Genomic DNA, 15,690 nt, shown 5'->3' with positions numbered 1-15,690 from the left:
TTGCTTTCACTCTTGTCCAGCAGGCGCAGCACGGCGCGTTCGCCATGGGCGCTGGGCAGGGTGGACACGCGCACGTCGATGGCGCGGGTGCCCAGGCGCAGGCTGATGCGGCCGTCCTGCGGCAGGCGTTTCTCACTGATATCGAGGTCGGCCATGATTTTGAGGCGCGAGATCAGTGCCGCATGCAGCGCGCGGTTGGGCTGCACCACTTCGCGCAGCGAGCCATCCACCCGAAACCGCACGCTGGAATGGCGCTCGTACGGCTCGATGTGAATGTCGCTCGCGCCGTCGCGCGCGGCCTGCGTGAGCAGGGCGTTAAGCATGCGGATGATGGGTGCGTCGCCTGCAGATTCCAGCAAATCCTCGACGGCAGGCAGCTCCTGCATCATGCGCGACAGGTCGGCATCGCTTTCGACTTCGCTCACCACCGTGGCAGCGCTCGATTCGCTGTGTGAATAAGCGGCGCTGATGCGCTGGGCCAGGCCAGATGCATCCAGGGGCTGCATTTGCTGAACGGGGTGCTTGCGCAGCACTTCGGACAGCGCGCCCGCGTCGGGGTTGGGGCCGTGCCACAGTACCAGCTGGTGGCCGTCGTCCTCCAGCAGCAGCTGGGCGGTGCGGGCAAAGGCGTAGGGCAGGGGGTGGCGCATGGGTGGCGGGTCCCTCAGAGCACGCGGGTGCCAGCTACCACCGCAGCGGCCATCCGCATGACAGGGTCTGCGTCGGTGGGTGCTTTGCTCAGCGGTACGCCCGAGCTGTTGGGCGGCATGGACGTGGGCACAAGTTGCTGCATCGGCTGCGGCGGCACGGGTGTGGACACGGCGGGGGCCGCGGGTTGTTGCGGGACCAGTTGCTGCGCCGGTTGCGCAGATGGTGCGGGCGCTGGCCTGGCGGGCAGGGCAGGCAACACGGGCGCGCCAGACACTGAATTCATCATGACGCTGGGGGCTGGCTGCGTGACCTGCTGCAGTGCACGGATGGCTTCATAGCGGTCCAGCATCAGGGCCTCGCTGGTGGCGTTGTCGCGCACCACGATGGGGCGCAGAAACACCATGAGATTGGTCTTGTTGCGGGTGCGGTTTTCGCTGCGGAACAGGCCCCCCACCACGGGCAGGTCGCCCATCAGCGGCACCTTGTCCTGGCCTTGGGAGTAGCTGTCTTCCAGTAGGCCGCCAATCACGATGATGCTGCCGTCGTCCACCACCACGTTCGATTCAATGGAGCGCTTGCTGGTGGTCGGGCCGTTGGCATTGGTGATGGTGGCAGGGTCGATCTTGGAGATCTCCTGGTAAATCGCCATCTTCACGGTGCCGTTTTCGCTGATCTGGGGGCGCACCTTGAGCATCAGACCTACGTCCTTGCGCTCCACAGTGTTGAAGGGGTTGACGGTGTTGCCGTTGCCAGAGTTGGCATACGAGCCAGTCACGAACGGTACGTTGTTGCCGATGATGATCTTGGCCTCTTCGTTGTCCAGTGTCATCAGATTGGGGGTGGAGAGCACGTTGGCGTCGCCGCTGTTTTGCAGAAAGTTGGCGAGGGCCCCCAGGTAATACTGCCCGTTGATGCGCGGCGCCAGCCCCAGGTTCAGTCCATTGCCCAGGCCGGCGGCTGCCGTACCGATGGATGTGGCGTTGCCCGAAGCGATCGCTGCCGTGAGACCCAGGATGTTGGCGCCCGCTTGGCCAGAGTTGGTACCAATGACCCCCACCGTGCCATCGCCCTGTTTGCCCAGAATGCCCTGCCACTGAATCCCGAACTCGGCCAGTTTGTTGGCCGAAACTTCGACGATCAGGCTTTCGACCAGCACCTGCGCGCGGCGTCCGTCCAGTTTGTCGATCACGGCACGCAGTTGGCGGTACACCGGCTCGGGGGCAGAAATGATCAGCGAGTTGGTGGTAGGGTCGGCCTGAATCTGCCCGCCGGTGGAAGGCTGGTTGTTGTTGGTGCTGCTGGTGCCCATGCTGCTGCTACCGCTGCCCAGGCCCATGTTGCTGCTGGTGCCGGACGTGCCGTTGCTCGACAGACCGCCGCCCGTGCTGAGGCCTGTGTTGGTGGGAGTGCTGCTGGTGCCGCCCGCGCTGGAGGCGCCACCGCCATTGCTGCTGCCACCCATGGCCGCCATGGCTGCGCGCAGGGTGGTGGCCAGCTTGGTGGCGTCGGCGTTTTTCAGGTAGACCACATGGATGTTGCCGTTGGCGGCACTGCTGCCGGGCACGGGCGCCTGGTCCAGCTGGGCCACCAGCGCGCGCACCTGGGACACGCGGGCCGGGTTGGCGGCACGCAGGATCAGGGAGTTGCTGCGGGGCTCGGCGATCAAGGTGGTTTTGAAAGATGTGTCGGCCTGGCCTGGCACGGCGGAGGGTGCGCCGTTGCCATTGCCACTGCCGCCGTCGATGAGGCGCGCCACCAAGGGCGCCAAGTCGGTCGCCACGGCGTTGCGTAGCGGAATCACCTCCACATCGCTGGCGTTGGACACATCCATGGCCGCCACGATGCGCGCCAGGCGCTGCAGGTTGTCGGCATAGTCGGTGATCACCAGCGAGTTGTTGCCGGGGTTCACGTTGATGGTGTTGTTGGGGCTGATCAGCGGGCGCAGCACCGGCACCAGATTGGCCGCGCTTTCAAAGTTGAGTTTGAAGATCTGCGTGACGATCTGCCCGCCCGCAGGTGCGCTGCCCGAGCTGCCCTGCACCACGCTCACGCTGCCGCCCTGCAGCTTGGCGTCGGCCTCGGGCACCACCTTGTACAACCCGGCCGATTCGACCACGGTGAAGCCCTGCAGCCGCAATGCCGCCAAAAACTGCTGGAAGGCAGCGGCCGGGGGCACGGCGCGTTCGGTAACCAGGTTAACCTGGCCCTTGACCCGTGGGTCCACCACCACGTTGCGGCCGGTGATGGTGGCCATGGTGCGGGCTACGGCTTCGATCTCGGCGTTGGCAAAGTTCAGCGTGACGGGCTCGCTTTGGCGCACGCTGCCCATGCCGGTGCGTGTGTCAATGGCTGTTTGGGCATGAATTTGGCTGCTAGCGCTTGCCAGTAAAGCGCTGGCAGCTATTGTTTTAAGAGTAAAGCGCAGGTGTGGCGAAAACAAGAAAGTCATAGAACTAACCCACGGTGATGATGGAGCGGGCGCCGCTGCGCCGTCCGATGATGTTCAGAAGATTGGACAGCGCTGCCTCGCGCTCAGGGCTGGCACTGGCCTCGCCCGCAAACCGCAGGCGATTGCCGACCCACTGGCCGGTGCCGCTCAGTTGCAGGTGCCCGTCGAGCGTGCTGAGTGCCAGCGTGGGCACATCGCCTCCTTGCAGCACCAGCCGATAGCTGCCCATGGGGCGCAGGGTGGACAGGCGCGACGACATGGCCCGCGCATCCAGCTGCGCCTGGCCTGTCAGCACCATGCGGCCCGCCGCCCAGGTGGCTTCCAGGCCCTGTGTCTGCAGGGCCAGCTGGCCTTGGGGTTGCAAGGTGTTCCATGGCGTGCCCAGGCCGGTCAGCAGCGCTGCGGGCCATTGGCTCTGGCCGTCGGCCACCGTCACGCGCATGCCAGCCCATCGTGCGAACACACGCGCCTGCAGCGGCGCGGGGGTGCAGCACGCTGCGTTCAACTGCGCGCGCACGCCGGTCCATGTGGGGTGCAACTGCCAGTCCACACGCCCGGGCAGCGCGGCGCGGTCCTGGCTGGCGGCACCACCGGTCAGCACCAGTTGGGCAGAGCCAGTCCACACCGTGCCACGCACTTGCTGCAGCAGCACCTGCCCACTGGTAGCCCGGGCAACCGCCTGCGCCAGCCAGTGTGCGGGTGCAAACACCACCACGGCAGGCAACACCCCCAACACGGCGCCCGCCCAAGCCCAACCCCACGCCGTGCGTGGCATGGAGGCGCCGGGCGCACGCGCGGGGCTGCGGGCTGGGTTGCGTGTGCGGGTGTTGAGTGCCACTGGGGACGTATACGAATAAGGGGCGAGAACGGCGGGCTGCTTCAGCGCGCGGTTGGCAAAACCAGCACCAGCGTGCCATCCCAACGGGGCATGGCGGCCACCGGGTTGCCCAGTGTGATGGGCGCTGCGGCGTTGGGTGCCGTGGCTGCCGCTGTGCTGCGTGCCAGGCGCGCTTCGACCGGCGTGGCGCGCGCGTTGCTGCGGGCCTGCGCCAGCCACTGGGCCAGTGCGTCGGCCGGTGCGCCCTTCAGGGTGACCGTGGCGCGGTCGCCCACCACATTGAGCTGTGCCGTGGCCCCAAGGCGCTGGGTGAGCGCGGTGCGCAATGCGCCCACAGCGTCGCCGGGGGTGCTGCGGGGTGCCGCTTGCAGTTGCTGGGCCTCGGTTTGCAGGCTTTGCATGCGCTGCAACTGGGTGTCGAGCGCGGCGTGGCGTGCCGGTGCGGCCCGCAGCGTGGCCAGGGCTGGCGCCAGCGCCACCCACCACAGCAATGCCAGAGCGATGAGGCCACCGGCGGCCAGCACCAGGTTCTGCTCGCGCGGGGCCATGGCCTGCCAGCGTGCCTTCAGTGCAGTGTTGCGTGTCATGGTGTTCATGGGGCGCCCTCGGCCACTTGCAGCAGCAGGCTGCCATCGTCCAGCCGCACGCGGTAGCCCGCGGCCTGCAGGCGCGCAGCGAGCGCGGGTTCCTCGTCAGCGCCCAGCGTTACGCCGCGCAGGCGCAGTTCGCCGGGGGTGTATTCAATGCCCGTGGGCTGCTGGCCCGGGGGCAGCGCGGTGCCTGCTGCAGCCAGCAGGGGCTCCAGGTCCCGCGCCGATACGCTGCCAGCGGCTTGCCTGAGCAGGGCCAGTTCGCGCTCCATCTGCACGGGGGCGTCCACCACCACCTTCACCTGCGGAAAGGTCTGGGTCAGCGCATTGCGCACGCCCGCCTGCTTGGCGGCCAGCGCCTGCTGTTCTTGCCAGGCCCAGGCGTTCAGCCCCACCAGATGGGCGACCACCAGCAACCCCGCACCCCACCGCGCAGCGCGCCATTGGGGGGCATACAGGGCCGCGCTGAGCGCACTGCCTGCCTTGCGCAGGGCGCGCGTGCGGCCAGTGCTGGCCAGGTCAAACTGCGCCAGGTCCCAGTCGCCGCGCGCGGCGTCCAGCGCGCGCTGGCTGGTGGTGTGCAGCACCACCCGTTGGCCTTGCTGGCCCAGTGTGCGTTCGGCCAGCGCGGCCACGGCGGGCTCTGCGCGTACTACAAGGGCGTTGTCTTCGTCGTTGGCGGCGTTGGTGGCGAGCACACCTGCGCGCGCCAGGGTCAGCGCCATGTTGGTCAGTGGCAGTACGGCCACGCCTTGCTCTGTACCTTGGCCTGTGAGCACCACATAGGCTTCTTCGGGCGTGCCCAGCGCACACAGCTCGGGGTTGCCGCTGGCGGTGGGGCCGGGGGCAAATTCGGGCACCACGCGGGACACACGGCGGCCTGCAGCCTCCAGCGCCTGCAGGTTCTCGCGCAGCCAGGCGCGGTCGCACACGGCCACCCACACGGGGCTACCCGCTTGCGCGCCGGGCTGGATGGCAAAGTGCAGTTGGGCCGCATCGTCCAACACGCGGTCTTCCAGCAAGCCCTCCAACACCGACCGCAGGCGCGGCGTCTGCTGTCCCGCACCCAAGGGCAGACCCGGCGGAAGCGACACCCGCTGCCACGACAGCGCACGCGCAGGCACCACGGCCACCACCTCCCCCCCCGGGCGCGTGGGCTCGGGCAGCAGTGCCGCAGGGGCGGTGGCGTGGCGAAGTGCGGTGTGGCCGTCCGCCGTCAGCGTGTAGCTGTACTCGGTGGCGGGCCCTGGACGGGCGGGCGGCAAAAAAAGGATCAGGGTGCTCATGGACGGGTTTTGCAGGCCATTTTAGGGGGAGGTCGTGACCGTTCGGTGGGGCAGGGGACTGGGTGGGCAGGGGTATCCCGCCTCAGCGCTGCATCTCGGAGGCGGGCTGCGTGGTCTCGCGGTCAAAAGCACCGCGTTCGCGCCATAGCGTGGTGACGTCTCTGCCTTGTTTGCGCACGAGCGAACGCTCGTCCACGATCGCGTCCCCCAGGCGCAAGCGGCCTCGTACTTCGAAATAGGAAGATCCAATGGAAAAGGAATCTGTGTTGATTACATCTGGCGTGGCACCGATGAGGTCTCTCGCCTCACTGAGTTCGCGAAAGTGCTTGGCCTCGCGGGCCTGCACAATTTTTTGAGCGCTTGCCATGTCTATTCCTTCAATGGCAGCCATCAAAACGTCAACGCCTGCCGTGTTCAGATTGACGGGAGTCCTGATCGGAAGCAGAGCCACGTGGGGGGTCAGCTTGGCTACCGTTGACGGGGACAAGCCCAGCCATCCCAGTTGTGACACGGTGGGCGGCATCAATGGCGCGGCGCTGCCATCACTTGCAGCAGACGCCTGCGCTTGACGTATCCCTTCGACCAGCAGCCCCAATTCTTGCGATGGCAGACCCAGGCGCTCGAACAGTCTGGTGAACTGTCGCAAGGCCACCGGCCGCACCTGGCCGCCCTCCACCAAGTTGGTGATATTGAGTCGTGCCTGCATGTCGGTGATTTGCCCCGACAAAAAAGCCTCGGTGGTGTCCGTGCTCGCATCGTCCACCTGCGACACGTTGCCCTCCGCCGCCAGAAATGTCGACAGACGTGCCTCCTGCAGCGGCACGGCCCACGGCTCGGCCAGGTGGTCGGGGCCGCCCGTGCCCCCGTCCTCGCGCAGGATCAACCGCGACCAGTCCAGCGCACCAATCAAAATCCAGGCCGACTGCACCTGGCCGCGCTCAGCCGTTTCGACCTCCACCGCGCGCCACTGTTGCCACATGGCCGACGCGGCAAACGTGGCCACCAGCGTGACGGTGAGCATGGCCATGAGCAGCGCCGCGCCGACCTGGGCGCGCGAGCGTGTGGGCCCGGTTCGCCGCCGGGCCGCCCCAAGGCGAAACGCGGCCCCAGGCACCAGCGAAGCGCAGGGCGAACCTGCTGTTGGGGGCAGGGAGCGACACGCAGTGCGCGAGCGTGGGGGCCATTTCGTCATGACCGTCCTCCACCAAGGACCGGCTTGATCCAGTCGCGGGTCAGTTGCCCGGCCAGTGCCTGGCCGGGCGGCAGGGTGATTTGCAGTCGCACGCCGTCAGGGATGGCGGCGGCCGCATCGCCGGGTGTGGTGCCGGTGCTGGACTGCGGGTTGGACCACGCACCGCCCCGGTAATAAAAAATCTGCCATTCGGTGAGTGGCAGCAGCGTGACCTCAAAGCGCCGCTCGGCGTCTCCAGGTGTGCGTGCCCACTGGGCCGCCAGTTGCCAGGCCTCCTGCCACTCGGCCCGGGTGCGGACGGGGGGCGACTGCCAGCGCATCCACTGGCCCGCGCCCTGCGTGTTATTGCGGCGCGTCCACGCCACCACCAGGGCGCCTTCATCAGGCACCGCGCTGCTGCGGCGCGTCATGCGCAGCACCTGGCCGTCCCAGTCCAGTGGCGTGGTGTTGGCAATGGGCATCAGCGCGTCCAGGTCCGTGCCCCACTGGCCCATCGCCGCCTGCAGCACCAGCATTTCATCGGCGCGCTGGCGCGTCTGCTCTTGCGCCCGCACCATGCCATCGAGCCCGCGCCAGCTCAAAATGGCAATCAGCGCCATCACGCCAATGGCGACCAGCAGTTCGATGAGCGTGAAGCCGCGCGCGCCCCTGGCGTACGAAACCGGCGCGGCGCCATCGCGAGGACAGCCAGAAAGGGCCGCCCCGCAGCAAAGGCTGTCGTCCCCCTGGGGGGAAGGCGCGAAGCGACTCAGGGGGGGCATCAATACCTTCCAATGATGGTCGAGATGCGCAAGATAGAGCTCTCGCCATCCAGCACCTGCGCGTCGATGCGCCGAAAACTGGGGTTGGGCGTGGGCCGCACGATCATCGCGACGGTGAGTTGCCGCCCCGCCTGCTCGCAGGTCACGGTGCTATCGCCCACGCTGGGCATCTGGCGCGACAGCCGGGCCTTGACCAGTTCGTTCTCGGCACACAACTGGGCCAGCACGATGTCGCTTTGCCGCAGCGCGTTGCGCGTGAGTGCGGTGGTGGCCTGCAAGCCCGCCATCAGCGCAATCGCCACAATGGCCAGCGCCACCAGCACCTCGACCAGCGTGAAACCGCGCTGCCGCTTGGGGGGGCTATGGGTCACTGCACCGACTCCACCGAAAACGGCCGCACGCCGTCGGTGGCAATGCGCAGTGTGCGGTCCGGGTGCGCTTGGTGCGTGATTAGCACCTGCTGCGGGCCGATCAGCGGCTCGGGCCCCAGCTGCAGCACGGCGGCCTGCCCGCGCACGGTGGTGCCCGCATCCAGCCACTGGTTGGGCAACGCGGCCTGCGCGCTGGGCGGCAAACCTTCAAACCGAAAACCCTGCGGCAGAGACCGCCAGCGCACTGGCAAGCCCCCGGCCCGCGACTGCGCACGCGCCGACTCCAGCAACGCCGCCAGCCGGGCCGCTTCACGCTCCAGCTGGGTTTGCCCACTGTCACGCATCGCAATCCCCACCCCGGCCGTGGCCAGCGCGATGATGCTGATGACCACCAGCAGTTCAAGGAGGGTGAAGCCGCGTGAACGGTTCATGGGCTTGTGCGACGCGAACTTGCAACGTTCGCTGCGCCTCCAGAAGGCATGCGGCTGCAGCGCCTGGCCGCCCCAAGCAAGGCCCGGCCCCCTTGGGGGGCAGGGAGCGACACGCAGTGCGCGACCGTGGGGGCCAACGGTTTCGCCGCCGGGCCGCCCCAAGGCGAAACGCAGCCCCCTTGGGGGGCAGGGAGCGACACGCAGTGCGCGACCGTGGGGGCCACGTGTTACTGCCAGCTACCGATATCTGCGTCCTTGCCTTCACCGCCGGACTGCCCATCTGCTCCGAAAGACATCACGTCGATCTCGCCCTTGATGCCAGGGCTCAGGTATTGATAAGGACGGCCCCACGGGTCGTTGGGCAGCTTCTCCAGGTACAGCTTCCAGTTGTTGGGTACAGGGCCTGACGTGGGCTTGGTGATGAGCGACTGCAGGCCTTGCTCTGCCGTGGGGTAGCGCTGGTTGTCCAGGCGGTACAGCTTGAGCGCCTGCATGATGTTGGTGATGTCGGTGCGGGCGGCGGTGCTGCGGGCGTCGTCCGCGCGGTCCAGCACGTTGGGCACGATGAGGGCGGCCAGCACGCCGATGATGACCAGCACCACCATCAACTCGATGAGGGTGAAGCCCCGGGCAACATTCTTTGCCAGGCGGTGGCGGGCGGAGCGCATGAGGAGGGGAAGGGAAGTCGTGTTCACTGCAGGCGGTCTCTCGGATGGTCGAATCGCGTGAATCATAATCCCCGCATGGTGACCAATTCACACAGCAAATGGGGCGTACGCCTGGGGACTCTGGCCTTATGGGCCGCAGCGGGCGCCAGCGTGGTCTTCTGGGGCATGCGCCTGTCGGCTCCCGCCGCGGGCACAGCGGCTCCCGTGGCGCTGACAGGGCCTGCCGCGCCGGACGCCCAGGCCCTGGCGCGTTTGCTGGGCGCCGTGCCTGCGGCGCCCGGGGCGGCACCGGCCGCGCCGGTCGCGTCGTTGGCCAGCCGGTTCTCATTGATCGGTGTGTTGTCGGGCCGCCGCAGCGGTGGCGGCGCCGCGCTGATTGCGGTGGACGGCAAGCCCGCCAAGCCGTTCCGCCTGGGGGCGGAGGTTGATGAGGGGCTGGTGCTGCAGGCGCTGAGCCCGCGCCAGGCGCAACTGGGCGGCAGCCTGGACGGGCCTGCCACGCTGACCCTGGACATGCCGCTCAAGAACTGACCGGGCTTCCGGTCAGACTGCGGATCTCCCATTCGCCCCACGCCGGGGCTGCCACCGGCCATTCATCGGGCCGGGGCATGGCGTCTTCAGCCCTTCTGTCGGGGGCTTGTAGCCAGGCCACGCAGCGCGCCACACCGGCATGGGTGATCCACACCACATCCTGCGTCGTCTCCGTCGCCTCTGCGGTGAACAGTCGCTGCGCATCCTGCAGCGCCAGCGACACGCGGGCGAGCACGGCGCTCATGCTTTCACCACCCCCAGGCGCGTGGTGTGCGAAGTCGGCGGTCCAGGCGTCGATGGCCGGCTTACCGATGTCGTCCCAGGTTCGGCCTTCCCAAGCGCCAAAGTCCATCTCGCGCAGTCGCGCGTCGGGTTTTGATGCCAAATCAGGCCTTAGCGCTTGCAGATCAAGCGCGAGTAGCTCACATCTTTGTAGCGTGGAGTGAAACACCTGCGCCCCCGGCGGCAGGGTGGCCGCCAGGCGCTCTGCCGCCGCGCGGGTGGCCGCTGGGTCGGCCAACACATCCAGCGCGCCGTAGCAGGTGCCGGGTACCACCTGGGGCTGCGCGTGGCGCACCAGCCACAGCCGCGCGCTCGCTGTGTTTGCGTTCACAGCCACCGCAGGGCCAGCGCCGCGCCCAGATAGAACCCGATCTCGCTCGCCTGCTGCGTGGCGCCCAGGCAGTCGCCGGTAAAACCTTGCAGTCGGCGCGCAAACCAGCGCGCCATCCAGGCCGCAGCCAGCGCGCTGCACACCATGGATGCTATCAAATAAATAGCTGACTGCGCTTGCCAGACAAGCGCTAACGGCATAAAACACCATAAGAGTGCCGCCACCAGCGCCCCGCCCGAGATCTGGTCCGCCAGCGGCTTGCTTTTGGACCGGGCCGTGTCCCCCACATGCGGCAGGTTGCGCACGATCAGCAGCGGCCAAAAGCGCGACAGCACATGCGCCCCCACCAGCCCTGCCACCGCGGCCAGCAGGCTGTGCACGCCCAGCAGCGCCAGCAGGCTGACCTTGGCCAGCAGTGCCAGCACCAGCGCCATCGCACCAAAGGCGCCGACGCGTGAATCCTTCATGATGTCCAGCGCCCGTTCGCGGTCGTAGCTGCCGCCCAGCCCGTCGGCCACATCGGCCAGGCCGTCTTCGTGAAAGCCGCCGGTCATCAAGACGGTGGCAATGGTGCAGAACACGGCCGCCACGGCTGGGGCCAGCGGATTGGGTGCCAACGCCCAAAACATTGCTGCATAAACACCCGCCGCGAGCAACGCCGCCAGCCAGCCAATCCCCGGAAAGTGCGCCGCACTGGCGCGCAGCATGGCGGGGCTGTAGCCCACCCACGCCGCCAGCCGCCCCGTGATCGGTATGCGCGTGAAGAACTGCACGGCCAGCAGATAGTGGCGCAGGGCTTGCATGGGCGGGCGGTTGCTATGTCAGATTTGAAAGCTGCCAGCGCTTATTGGATAAGCGCTAGAGGCCAATTTGGCTAATATTCTTGTTACTTGGACCGCAGGAATAGCCGGTAGGCCGGGTTCAGCGTCTCTTCCACATACGGATAGCCCAACGTGGCCAGGAAGGCGTCGAACGTGGCGGCGTCTTCTGCCGGTACCTGCATGCCGACGAGGATGCGGCCGTAGTCGGCGCCCTGGTTGCGGTAGTGAAACAGGCTGATGTTCCAGGTCGGCTGCATTAGGCTTAAAAACTTGAGCAGCGCGCCTGGCCGCTCAGGGAAGGTAAAGCGCATCAACCGCTCGTCCTGCGCCAGTGCCGAATGGCCGCCCACCAGGTGGCGCAGGTGTTCCTTGGCGAGTTCGTCGTGGGTCAGGTCCAGCGATTCAAAGCCGTGGCGGCTGAAGTTTTGGGCGATCTCTTGCGACTCGCCTTTGCCCTGCGTGGTCAGCCCCACAAATACATGGGCCTGCGCTGCATCGCTGATGCGGTAGTTGAACTCGGTCACGTTGCGCGGGCCACCAGGCAGATCGCCCACCACCTCGCAAAAGCGGCGGAAGCTGCCACGTTCTTCGGGGATGGTCACGGCCAGCAGGGCCTCGCGCTCTTCGCCCACCTCGGCGCGCTCGGCCACAAAGCGCAGGCGGTCGAAGTTCATGTTGGCGCCGCACAGGATGGCCGCGTACGTCTCGCCTTGGGTCTTGTGCGTGGCTACATATTGTTTGATGGCAGCCACGGCCAGCGCCCCTGCGGGCTCGACGATGCTGCGCGTGTCCACAAAGATGTCCTTGATGGCGGCGCAGACGGCGTCGGTGTCCACCGTGATGAACTCGTCCACCAAACCGCTGTGGGTGATGCGGAAGGTTTCCTCTCCCACCAGCTTGACGGCGGTGCCGTCCGAGAACAGACCCACGTCGGCCAGCGTGACGCGCTCGTGCGCCTTGACGGACTGGATCATGGCGTCCGAGTCGTTCATCTGCACGCCAATGATCTTGATCTCGGGGCGCACAGCCTTGATGTAGTTGGCCACGCCCGAGATGAGCCCGCCGCCGCCAATGGCCACAAACACGGCATCGAGCTGGTTGCTGCCCAGGCTTTGCAGCTGGCGCAGTATCTCCATGGCGATAGTGCCCTGGCCCGCAATCACGTCCGGGTCGTCAAACGGGTGCACAAAGGTCAGGCCCTGCTCCTTTTCGAGCCGGACCGAGTGGCCATAGGCGTCGGAGTAGCTGTCGCCAAACAGCACCACCTCGCCGCCCAGGGTTTTGACAGCGTCAATCTTGAGCTGCGGCGTGGTGGTGGGCATCACGATGACGGCGCGGGCGCCCAGCTTGTTCGCGCTCATGGCCACGCCCTGGGCGTGGTTGCCGGCCGATGCGCAGATCACACCGCGTGCGAGTTGCTCGGGGGTCAGGTGCGCCATCTTGTTATAGGCGCCGCGCAGCTTGAAGCTGAACACGGGCTGCTGGTCCTCGCGCTTGAGCAGCACTTTGTTTTGTAAGCGGCGGCTCAGGTTCTTGGCGGGCTCCAGCGCCGACTCCACCGCCACGTCGTACACGCGGGCGGTCAGGATTTTTTTGAGGTAGTCGGCGGGAGTGAGGTGCTGGGTCATGACGGGAGCAAGGTGGAAGCCGCCGCAGCGCTGGTGGCGGGGGCCCACATCATAGGGGGTGGGTTTTCGGGGGCTGCAGACCGGTTGAAGGAGCGCGTACTCGTACTGTGCGCTGGGCAAAAAAAAGCCCCGGGCCGTAAGGCCTGGGGCTGAATCCATCCTTTGAGGAGATGGAGGAGACAATCGGTGCGGGGCAAAAGCGAAAACGTGTGTCTTGGGCTGTTTGCCATCTGCTTCGTCATTCACCGAAAAAGCAGCGCATGAGCCGAAGTTTAGCGCTTGTCTTGTTGCGTTGCAGCAAAATTCACATCAAATTGAATTCGCCGGGCGGTTCCGTGCGAAAAAAACCACGCGTCATCAAGGAGAAACATCAATGGAATGCACAGTCAGCTGGACGGGCGGCTCTGGAACACGGTCTGGCATGGGTTTTGTCGCCGAAACCGGCAGCGGTCACGTCCTGACCATGGACGGCGCCCCGGACGCCACCAACCCCTCCAACGGCGGTCAGAACCTGGCCCCTCGGCCCATGGAGACCGTGCTGGCCGGCACAGGTGGCTGCACGGCGTATGACGTGGTGCTGATCCTCAAGCGCGGTCGCCACGACGTGCGGGGTTGTAGTGTGAAACTGACCACCGAGCGGGCCGAAACCGACCCCAAGGTGTTTACCAAGATCCACATGCATTTCACGGTCACGGGCAAGGGTATTGCGCCCGCAGCGGTAGAGCGCGCCATTGCCATGAGCCACGACAAATATTGCTCGGCCAGCATCATGCTGGGCAAAACGGCCGACATCACAACCGGTTTTGAGGTGCAGGAGGCCTGACGCAGTCAGTTTGTTGTGTCAGATGTAGTGCGCTGTGGTGGTCATCACCTTCGCGGCAGCGCGCATCGCGGCGCGGGCCGGGGCGGGCAGCTCCAGCGCTCCGGATGCGCGGGCCTGGGCGGCGTGCCGCTCTTCATCCGCTTTCATGCGGGTCACCACGGCCCGCGACGCCAGATCTCGCTCAGGCAAGCGTTGTAGGTGACTCTGCAGGTGCGCTGCGACCTGGTTTTCTGTCTCTGCGACAAATCCCAGGCTGGTGCGGTCGCTGACCTTGGCTGCGACGATGCCCAGCGCAAACGCGCCTGCAAACCACAGCGGGTTGAGCAGGCTGGGCCTAGCGCCCAGCGCATCCAGGCGCTGTTGCGTCCACGCCAGGTGATCGGTTTCTTCGCGTGCGGCCTCCTGCAGGTGGGCGCGCAGCTGCGGGTCGCGGGTCACGGCGGCCTGGGCACTGTAAAGGGCCTGCGCGCACACTTCTCCTACGTGGTTCACGCGCATGAGAGCTCCGGCTATTCTCTTTTCGGCAGGACTCAGTGAAGCTTCCGCGATCCCTTGTGCTGGCGTCACTTCAGAGGCCCTGGGAGTAGCAAATAACGTTCGCAAAGCGTTGTCGGCAGCGGTTAACAGAGTGTCCATGAGAGCCTTCGATATAGCAGGGGTTGTGCAACACAAATTGCACTTGGACACAAATAAATCAAGATCGGCATTCGGTCGCAACAGCAGCAAGTCCTGATTTTGCCTGCTCTCCGTGAAATGTTGCAACACTGCAACGGATTTCCCCTTTCGGGCGGTTTGTGGGTGAATTCCTTTGCGAAACCGGGCGGGCTCTGGTGCAATAGATGCAACTTCCCCACCAGGAGGTTGGCCCGGGGAACCGGCGGGACTTTGCAGGTGCTTGGCACGCTAGCCCCCCGTACCGGCGCCCTATGTTTAACCTTGGAGTAACTCGCAATGAAAAAATCCCTGATTGCCCTGGCTGTGCTGGCTGCTTCCGGCGCTGCAATGGCTCAATCTTCCGTGACCCTGTTCGGTATCGTCGATGCGACGTACGCTTACGGTAACGGCAGCGTCGCTAACCGTTCGCAACTGACGAACTCCGGCTACAACAGCAGCCGTCTGGGTTTCCGCGGCGTTGAAGATCTGGGTGGCGGCATGTCCGCTTCTTTCTGGCTCGAAGCTGGCGTGAACAACGACAACGGCACTGGTGGCGTCACCAACACCAACAACCAAGCAGCTACCAGCACTGGCGGCGGCCTGACCTTCAACCGTCGTTCGACGGTTAGCCTGAACGGCGGCTTCGGTGAAGTGCGTCTGGGCCGTGACTACACGCCCCAATTCTGGAACCTGACTGTGTTCGATCCGTTCGGCACGAACGGTGTTGGCACGACCCAAACCCAGAACTCCAATCTGGGTGGCCCAACCAACGTGCGCGCTTCGAACTCCATCGGCTACTTCCTGCCTAAGATGGGCGGCTTCTACGGCCAAGCACAGTACTACATGGGTGAAAACCTGAGCAACACTGCCAACAAGAAGGACGGCAACGGCCTGGCCCTGCGTGTTGGTTACGCCAACGGCCCTATCAACGTGGCTCTGGCTCTGTCTGAAACCAAGTTCCTGTCTGGCGACATCCAGTCTATCAACCTGGGCGGCCAGTACGACCTGGGCGTGGCCAAGATCATGGCTCACTACAACCAAGACGATATCGACGGCGGCGCAGACGGTAAGGGCTTCCTGATCGGTGGTCTGATCCCCATGGGCGCTGGCGAAATCCGTGTGGCTTACTCCACGTACGAAGTTAACACCGCAGGCCCTGACCCACGTTCGAACAAGATCGCTCTGGGCTACGTGCACAACCTGTCGAAGCGTACTGCTCTGTACACGACGGTTGCTCGCGTTGGCAACAAGAACGGTGCAGCTTCTGCACTGAACGGTTCCGTGACTGCTGCTGGCCGCAACTCCACCGGCTACGACATCGGTATCCGTCACAGCTTCTAATATTGAGGCTGGCTTTTGGCCAGTGTCGGTATCTAGCTCATA

Annotated in this window: 17 protein-coding genes; 3 read left to right on the top strand and 14 right to left on the bottom strand. The window is 65.8% G+C overall.

All coding sequences use genetic code 11. The features are described from left to right. The 10 genes from ACK4OE_RS17445 to gspG form a co-directional block, all read right to left on the bottom strand. On the bottom strand, positions 1-650 hold a 650-nt coding region (locus ACK4OE_RS17445), incomplete at its 3' end, for a GspE/PulE family protein (protein WP_409886474.1). A gap of 14 nt (positions 651-664) precedes the next feature. Then, positions 665-3,100 (bottom strand): type II secretion system secretin GspD, encoded by a 2,436-nt coding sequence (gspD, locus tag ACK4OE_RS17440; protein WP_409886472.1) that lies wholly within the window; start codon positions 3,098-3,100, stop codon positions 665-667. A gap of 4 nt (positions 3,101-3,104) precedes the next feature. Beyond that, entirely contained in the window at positions 3,105-3,875 is a 771-nt protein-coding gene (gene gspN / locus ACK4OE_RS17435) for a type II secretion system protein N (RefSeq protein WP_409886477.1), read from the bottom strand. Positions 3,876-3,979: 104 nt separating this feature from the next. After that, the gene (gene gspM / locus ACK4OE_RS17430; protein WP_409886476.1) at positions 3,980-4,525 is read right to left on the bottom strand and encodes a type II secretion system protein GspM; all 546 of its coding nucleotides are present in this window, start codon (positions 4,523-4,525) and stop codon (positions 3,980-3,982) included. Positions 4,526-4,530: 5 nt separating this feature from the next. Next, complete coding sequence (gene gspL, locus ACK4OE_RS17425; RefSeq protein ID WP_409886470.1) at positions 4,531-5,814, bottom strand: type II secretion system protein GspL; 1,284 nt, start codon at positions 5,812-5,814, stop codon at positions 4,531-4,533. Positions 5,815-5,896: 82 nt separating this feature from the next. After that, on the bottom strand, positions 5,897-6,841 hold the full coding sequence (gspK, locus tag ACK4OE_RS17420; protein WP_409886468.1) for a type II secretion system minor pseudopilin GspK: 945 nt from the start codon (positions 6,839-6,841) through the stop codon (positions 5,897-5,899). A 161-nt stretch (positions 6,842-7,002) separates the two neighbouring features. Then, entirely contained in the window at positions 7,003-7,767 is a 765-nt protein-coding gene (locus ACK4OE_RS17415) for a type II secretion system protein J (protein WP_409886466.1), read from the bottom strand. Continuing rightward, positions 7,767-8,138 carry a type II secretion system minor pseudopilin GspI gene (gene gspI, locus ACK4OE_RS17410; protein ID WP_409886464.1) on the bottom strand — a complete coding sequence of 124 codons (372 nt, stop codon included), beginning with the start codon at positions 8,136-8,138 and terminating at the stop codon, positions 7,767-7,769. Before gspI ends, ACK4OE_RS17415 begins: the two co-directional genes overlap by 1 nt. Further along, positions 8,135-8,569, bottom strand: coding sequence for a prepilin-type N-terminal cleavage/methylation domain-containing protein (locus ACK4OE_RS17405; protein ID WP_409886462.1), 435 nt, complete (start codon positions 8,567-8,569; stop codon positions 8,135-8,137). The genes gspI and ACK4OE_RS17405 overlap by 4 nt, the downstream gene beginning before the upstream one ends. A 227-nt stretch (positions 8,570-8,796) precedes the next feature. After that, positions 8,797-9,237 (bottom strand): type II secretion system major pseudopilin GspG, encoded by a 441-nt coding sequence (gene gspG / locus ACK4OE_RS17400; RefSeq protein ID WP_409886460.1) that lies wholly within the window; start codon positions 9,235-9,237, stop codon positions 8,797-8,799. Between the two features lie 75 nt (positions 9,238-9,312). Here gspG and ACK4OE_RS17395 point away from each other — a divergent pair, with 75 nt between their 5' ends. Further along, positions 9,313-9,768, top strand: coding sequence for a type II secretion system protein N (locus tag ACK4OE_RS17395; protein WP_409886458.1), 456 nt, complete (start codon positions 9,313-9,315; stop codon positions 9,766-9,768). Here the strand turns inward: ACK4OE_RS17395 and ACK4OE_RS17390 are convergent. From ACK4OE_RS17390 to ilvA, 3 genes are all read right to left on the bottom strand, one after another. Further along, entirely contained in the window at positions 9,758-10,381 is a 624-nt protein-coding gene (locus tag ACK4OE_RS17390; protein ID WP_409886456.1) for a histidine phosphatase family protein, read from the bottom strand. The genes ACK4OE_RS17395 and ACK4OE_RS17390 overlap by 11 nt on opposite strands. Beyond that, positions 10,378-11,184, bottom strand: coding sequence for an adenosylcobinamide-GDP ribazoletransferase (locus tag ACK4OE_RS17385; protein WP_409886454.1), 807 nt, complete (start codon positions 11,182-11,184; stop codon positions 10,378-10,380). Before ACK4OE_RS17385 ends, ACK4OE_RS17390 begins: the two co-directional genes overlap by 4 nt. A gap of 83 nt (positions 11,185-11,267) precedes the next feature. Next, positions 11,268-12,830, bottom strand: coding sequence for a threonine ammonia-lyase, biosynthetic (gene ilvA, locus ACK4OE_RS17380; protein WP_409886452.1), 1,563 nt, complete (start codon positions 12,828-12,830; stop codon positions 11,268-11,270). A 373-nt stretch (positions 12,831-13,203) separates the two neighbouring features. Between ilvA and ACK4OE_RS17375 the strand changes: the two genes are divergently transcribed. Next, positions 13,204-13,653 carry an OsmC family protein gene (locus tag ACK4OE_RS17375; RefSeq protein ID WP_409886450.1) on the top strand — a complete coding sequence of 150 codons (450 nt, stop codon included), beginning with the start codon at positions 13,204-13,206 and terminating at the stop codon, positions 13,651-13,653. An 18-nt stretch (positions 13,654-13,671) separates the two neighbouring features. On the opposite strand, the gene coq7 is transcribed toward ACK4OE_RS17375, so the two are convergent. Further along, the gene (gene coq7, locus ACK4OE_RS17370; RefSeq protein WP_409886448.1) at positions 13,672-14,289 is read right to left on the bottom strand and encodes a 2-polyprenyl-3-methyl-6-methoxy-1,4-benzoquinone monooxygenase; all 618 of its coding nucleotides are present in this window, start codon (positions 14,287-14,289) and stop codon (positions 13,672-13,674) included. Positions 14,290-14,604: 315 nt separating this feature from the next. Between coq7 and ACK4OE_RS17365 the strand changes: the two genes are divergently transcribed. After that, on the top strand, positions 14,605-15,648 hold the full coding sequence (locus ACK4OE_RS17365; protein WP_409886446.1) for a porin: 1,044 nt from the start codon (positions 14,605-14,607) through the stop codon (positions 15,646-15,648). Positions 15,649-15,690: the final 42 nt, after the last annotated feature.

The sequence above is a fragment of the Acidovorax sp. genome (assembly GCF_046314175.1).
GTDB lineage: Bacteria > Pseudomonadota > Gammaproteobacteria > Burkholderiales > Burkholderiaceae_C > Acidovorax.
This window is presented reverse-complemented; position numbering and strand designations above follow the sequence as displayed.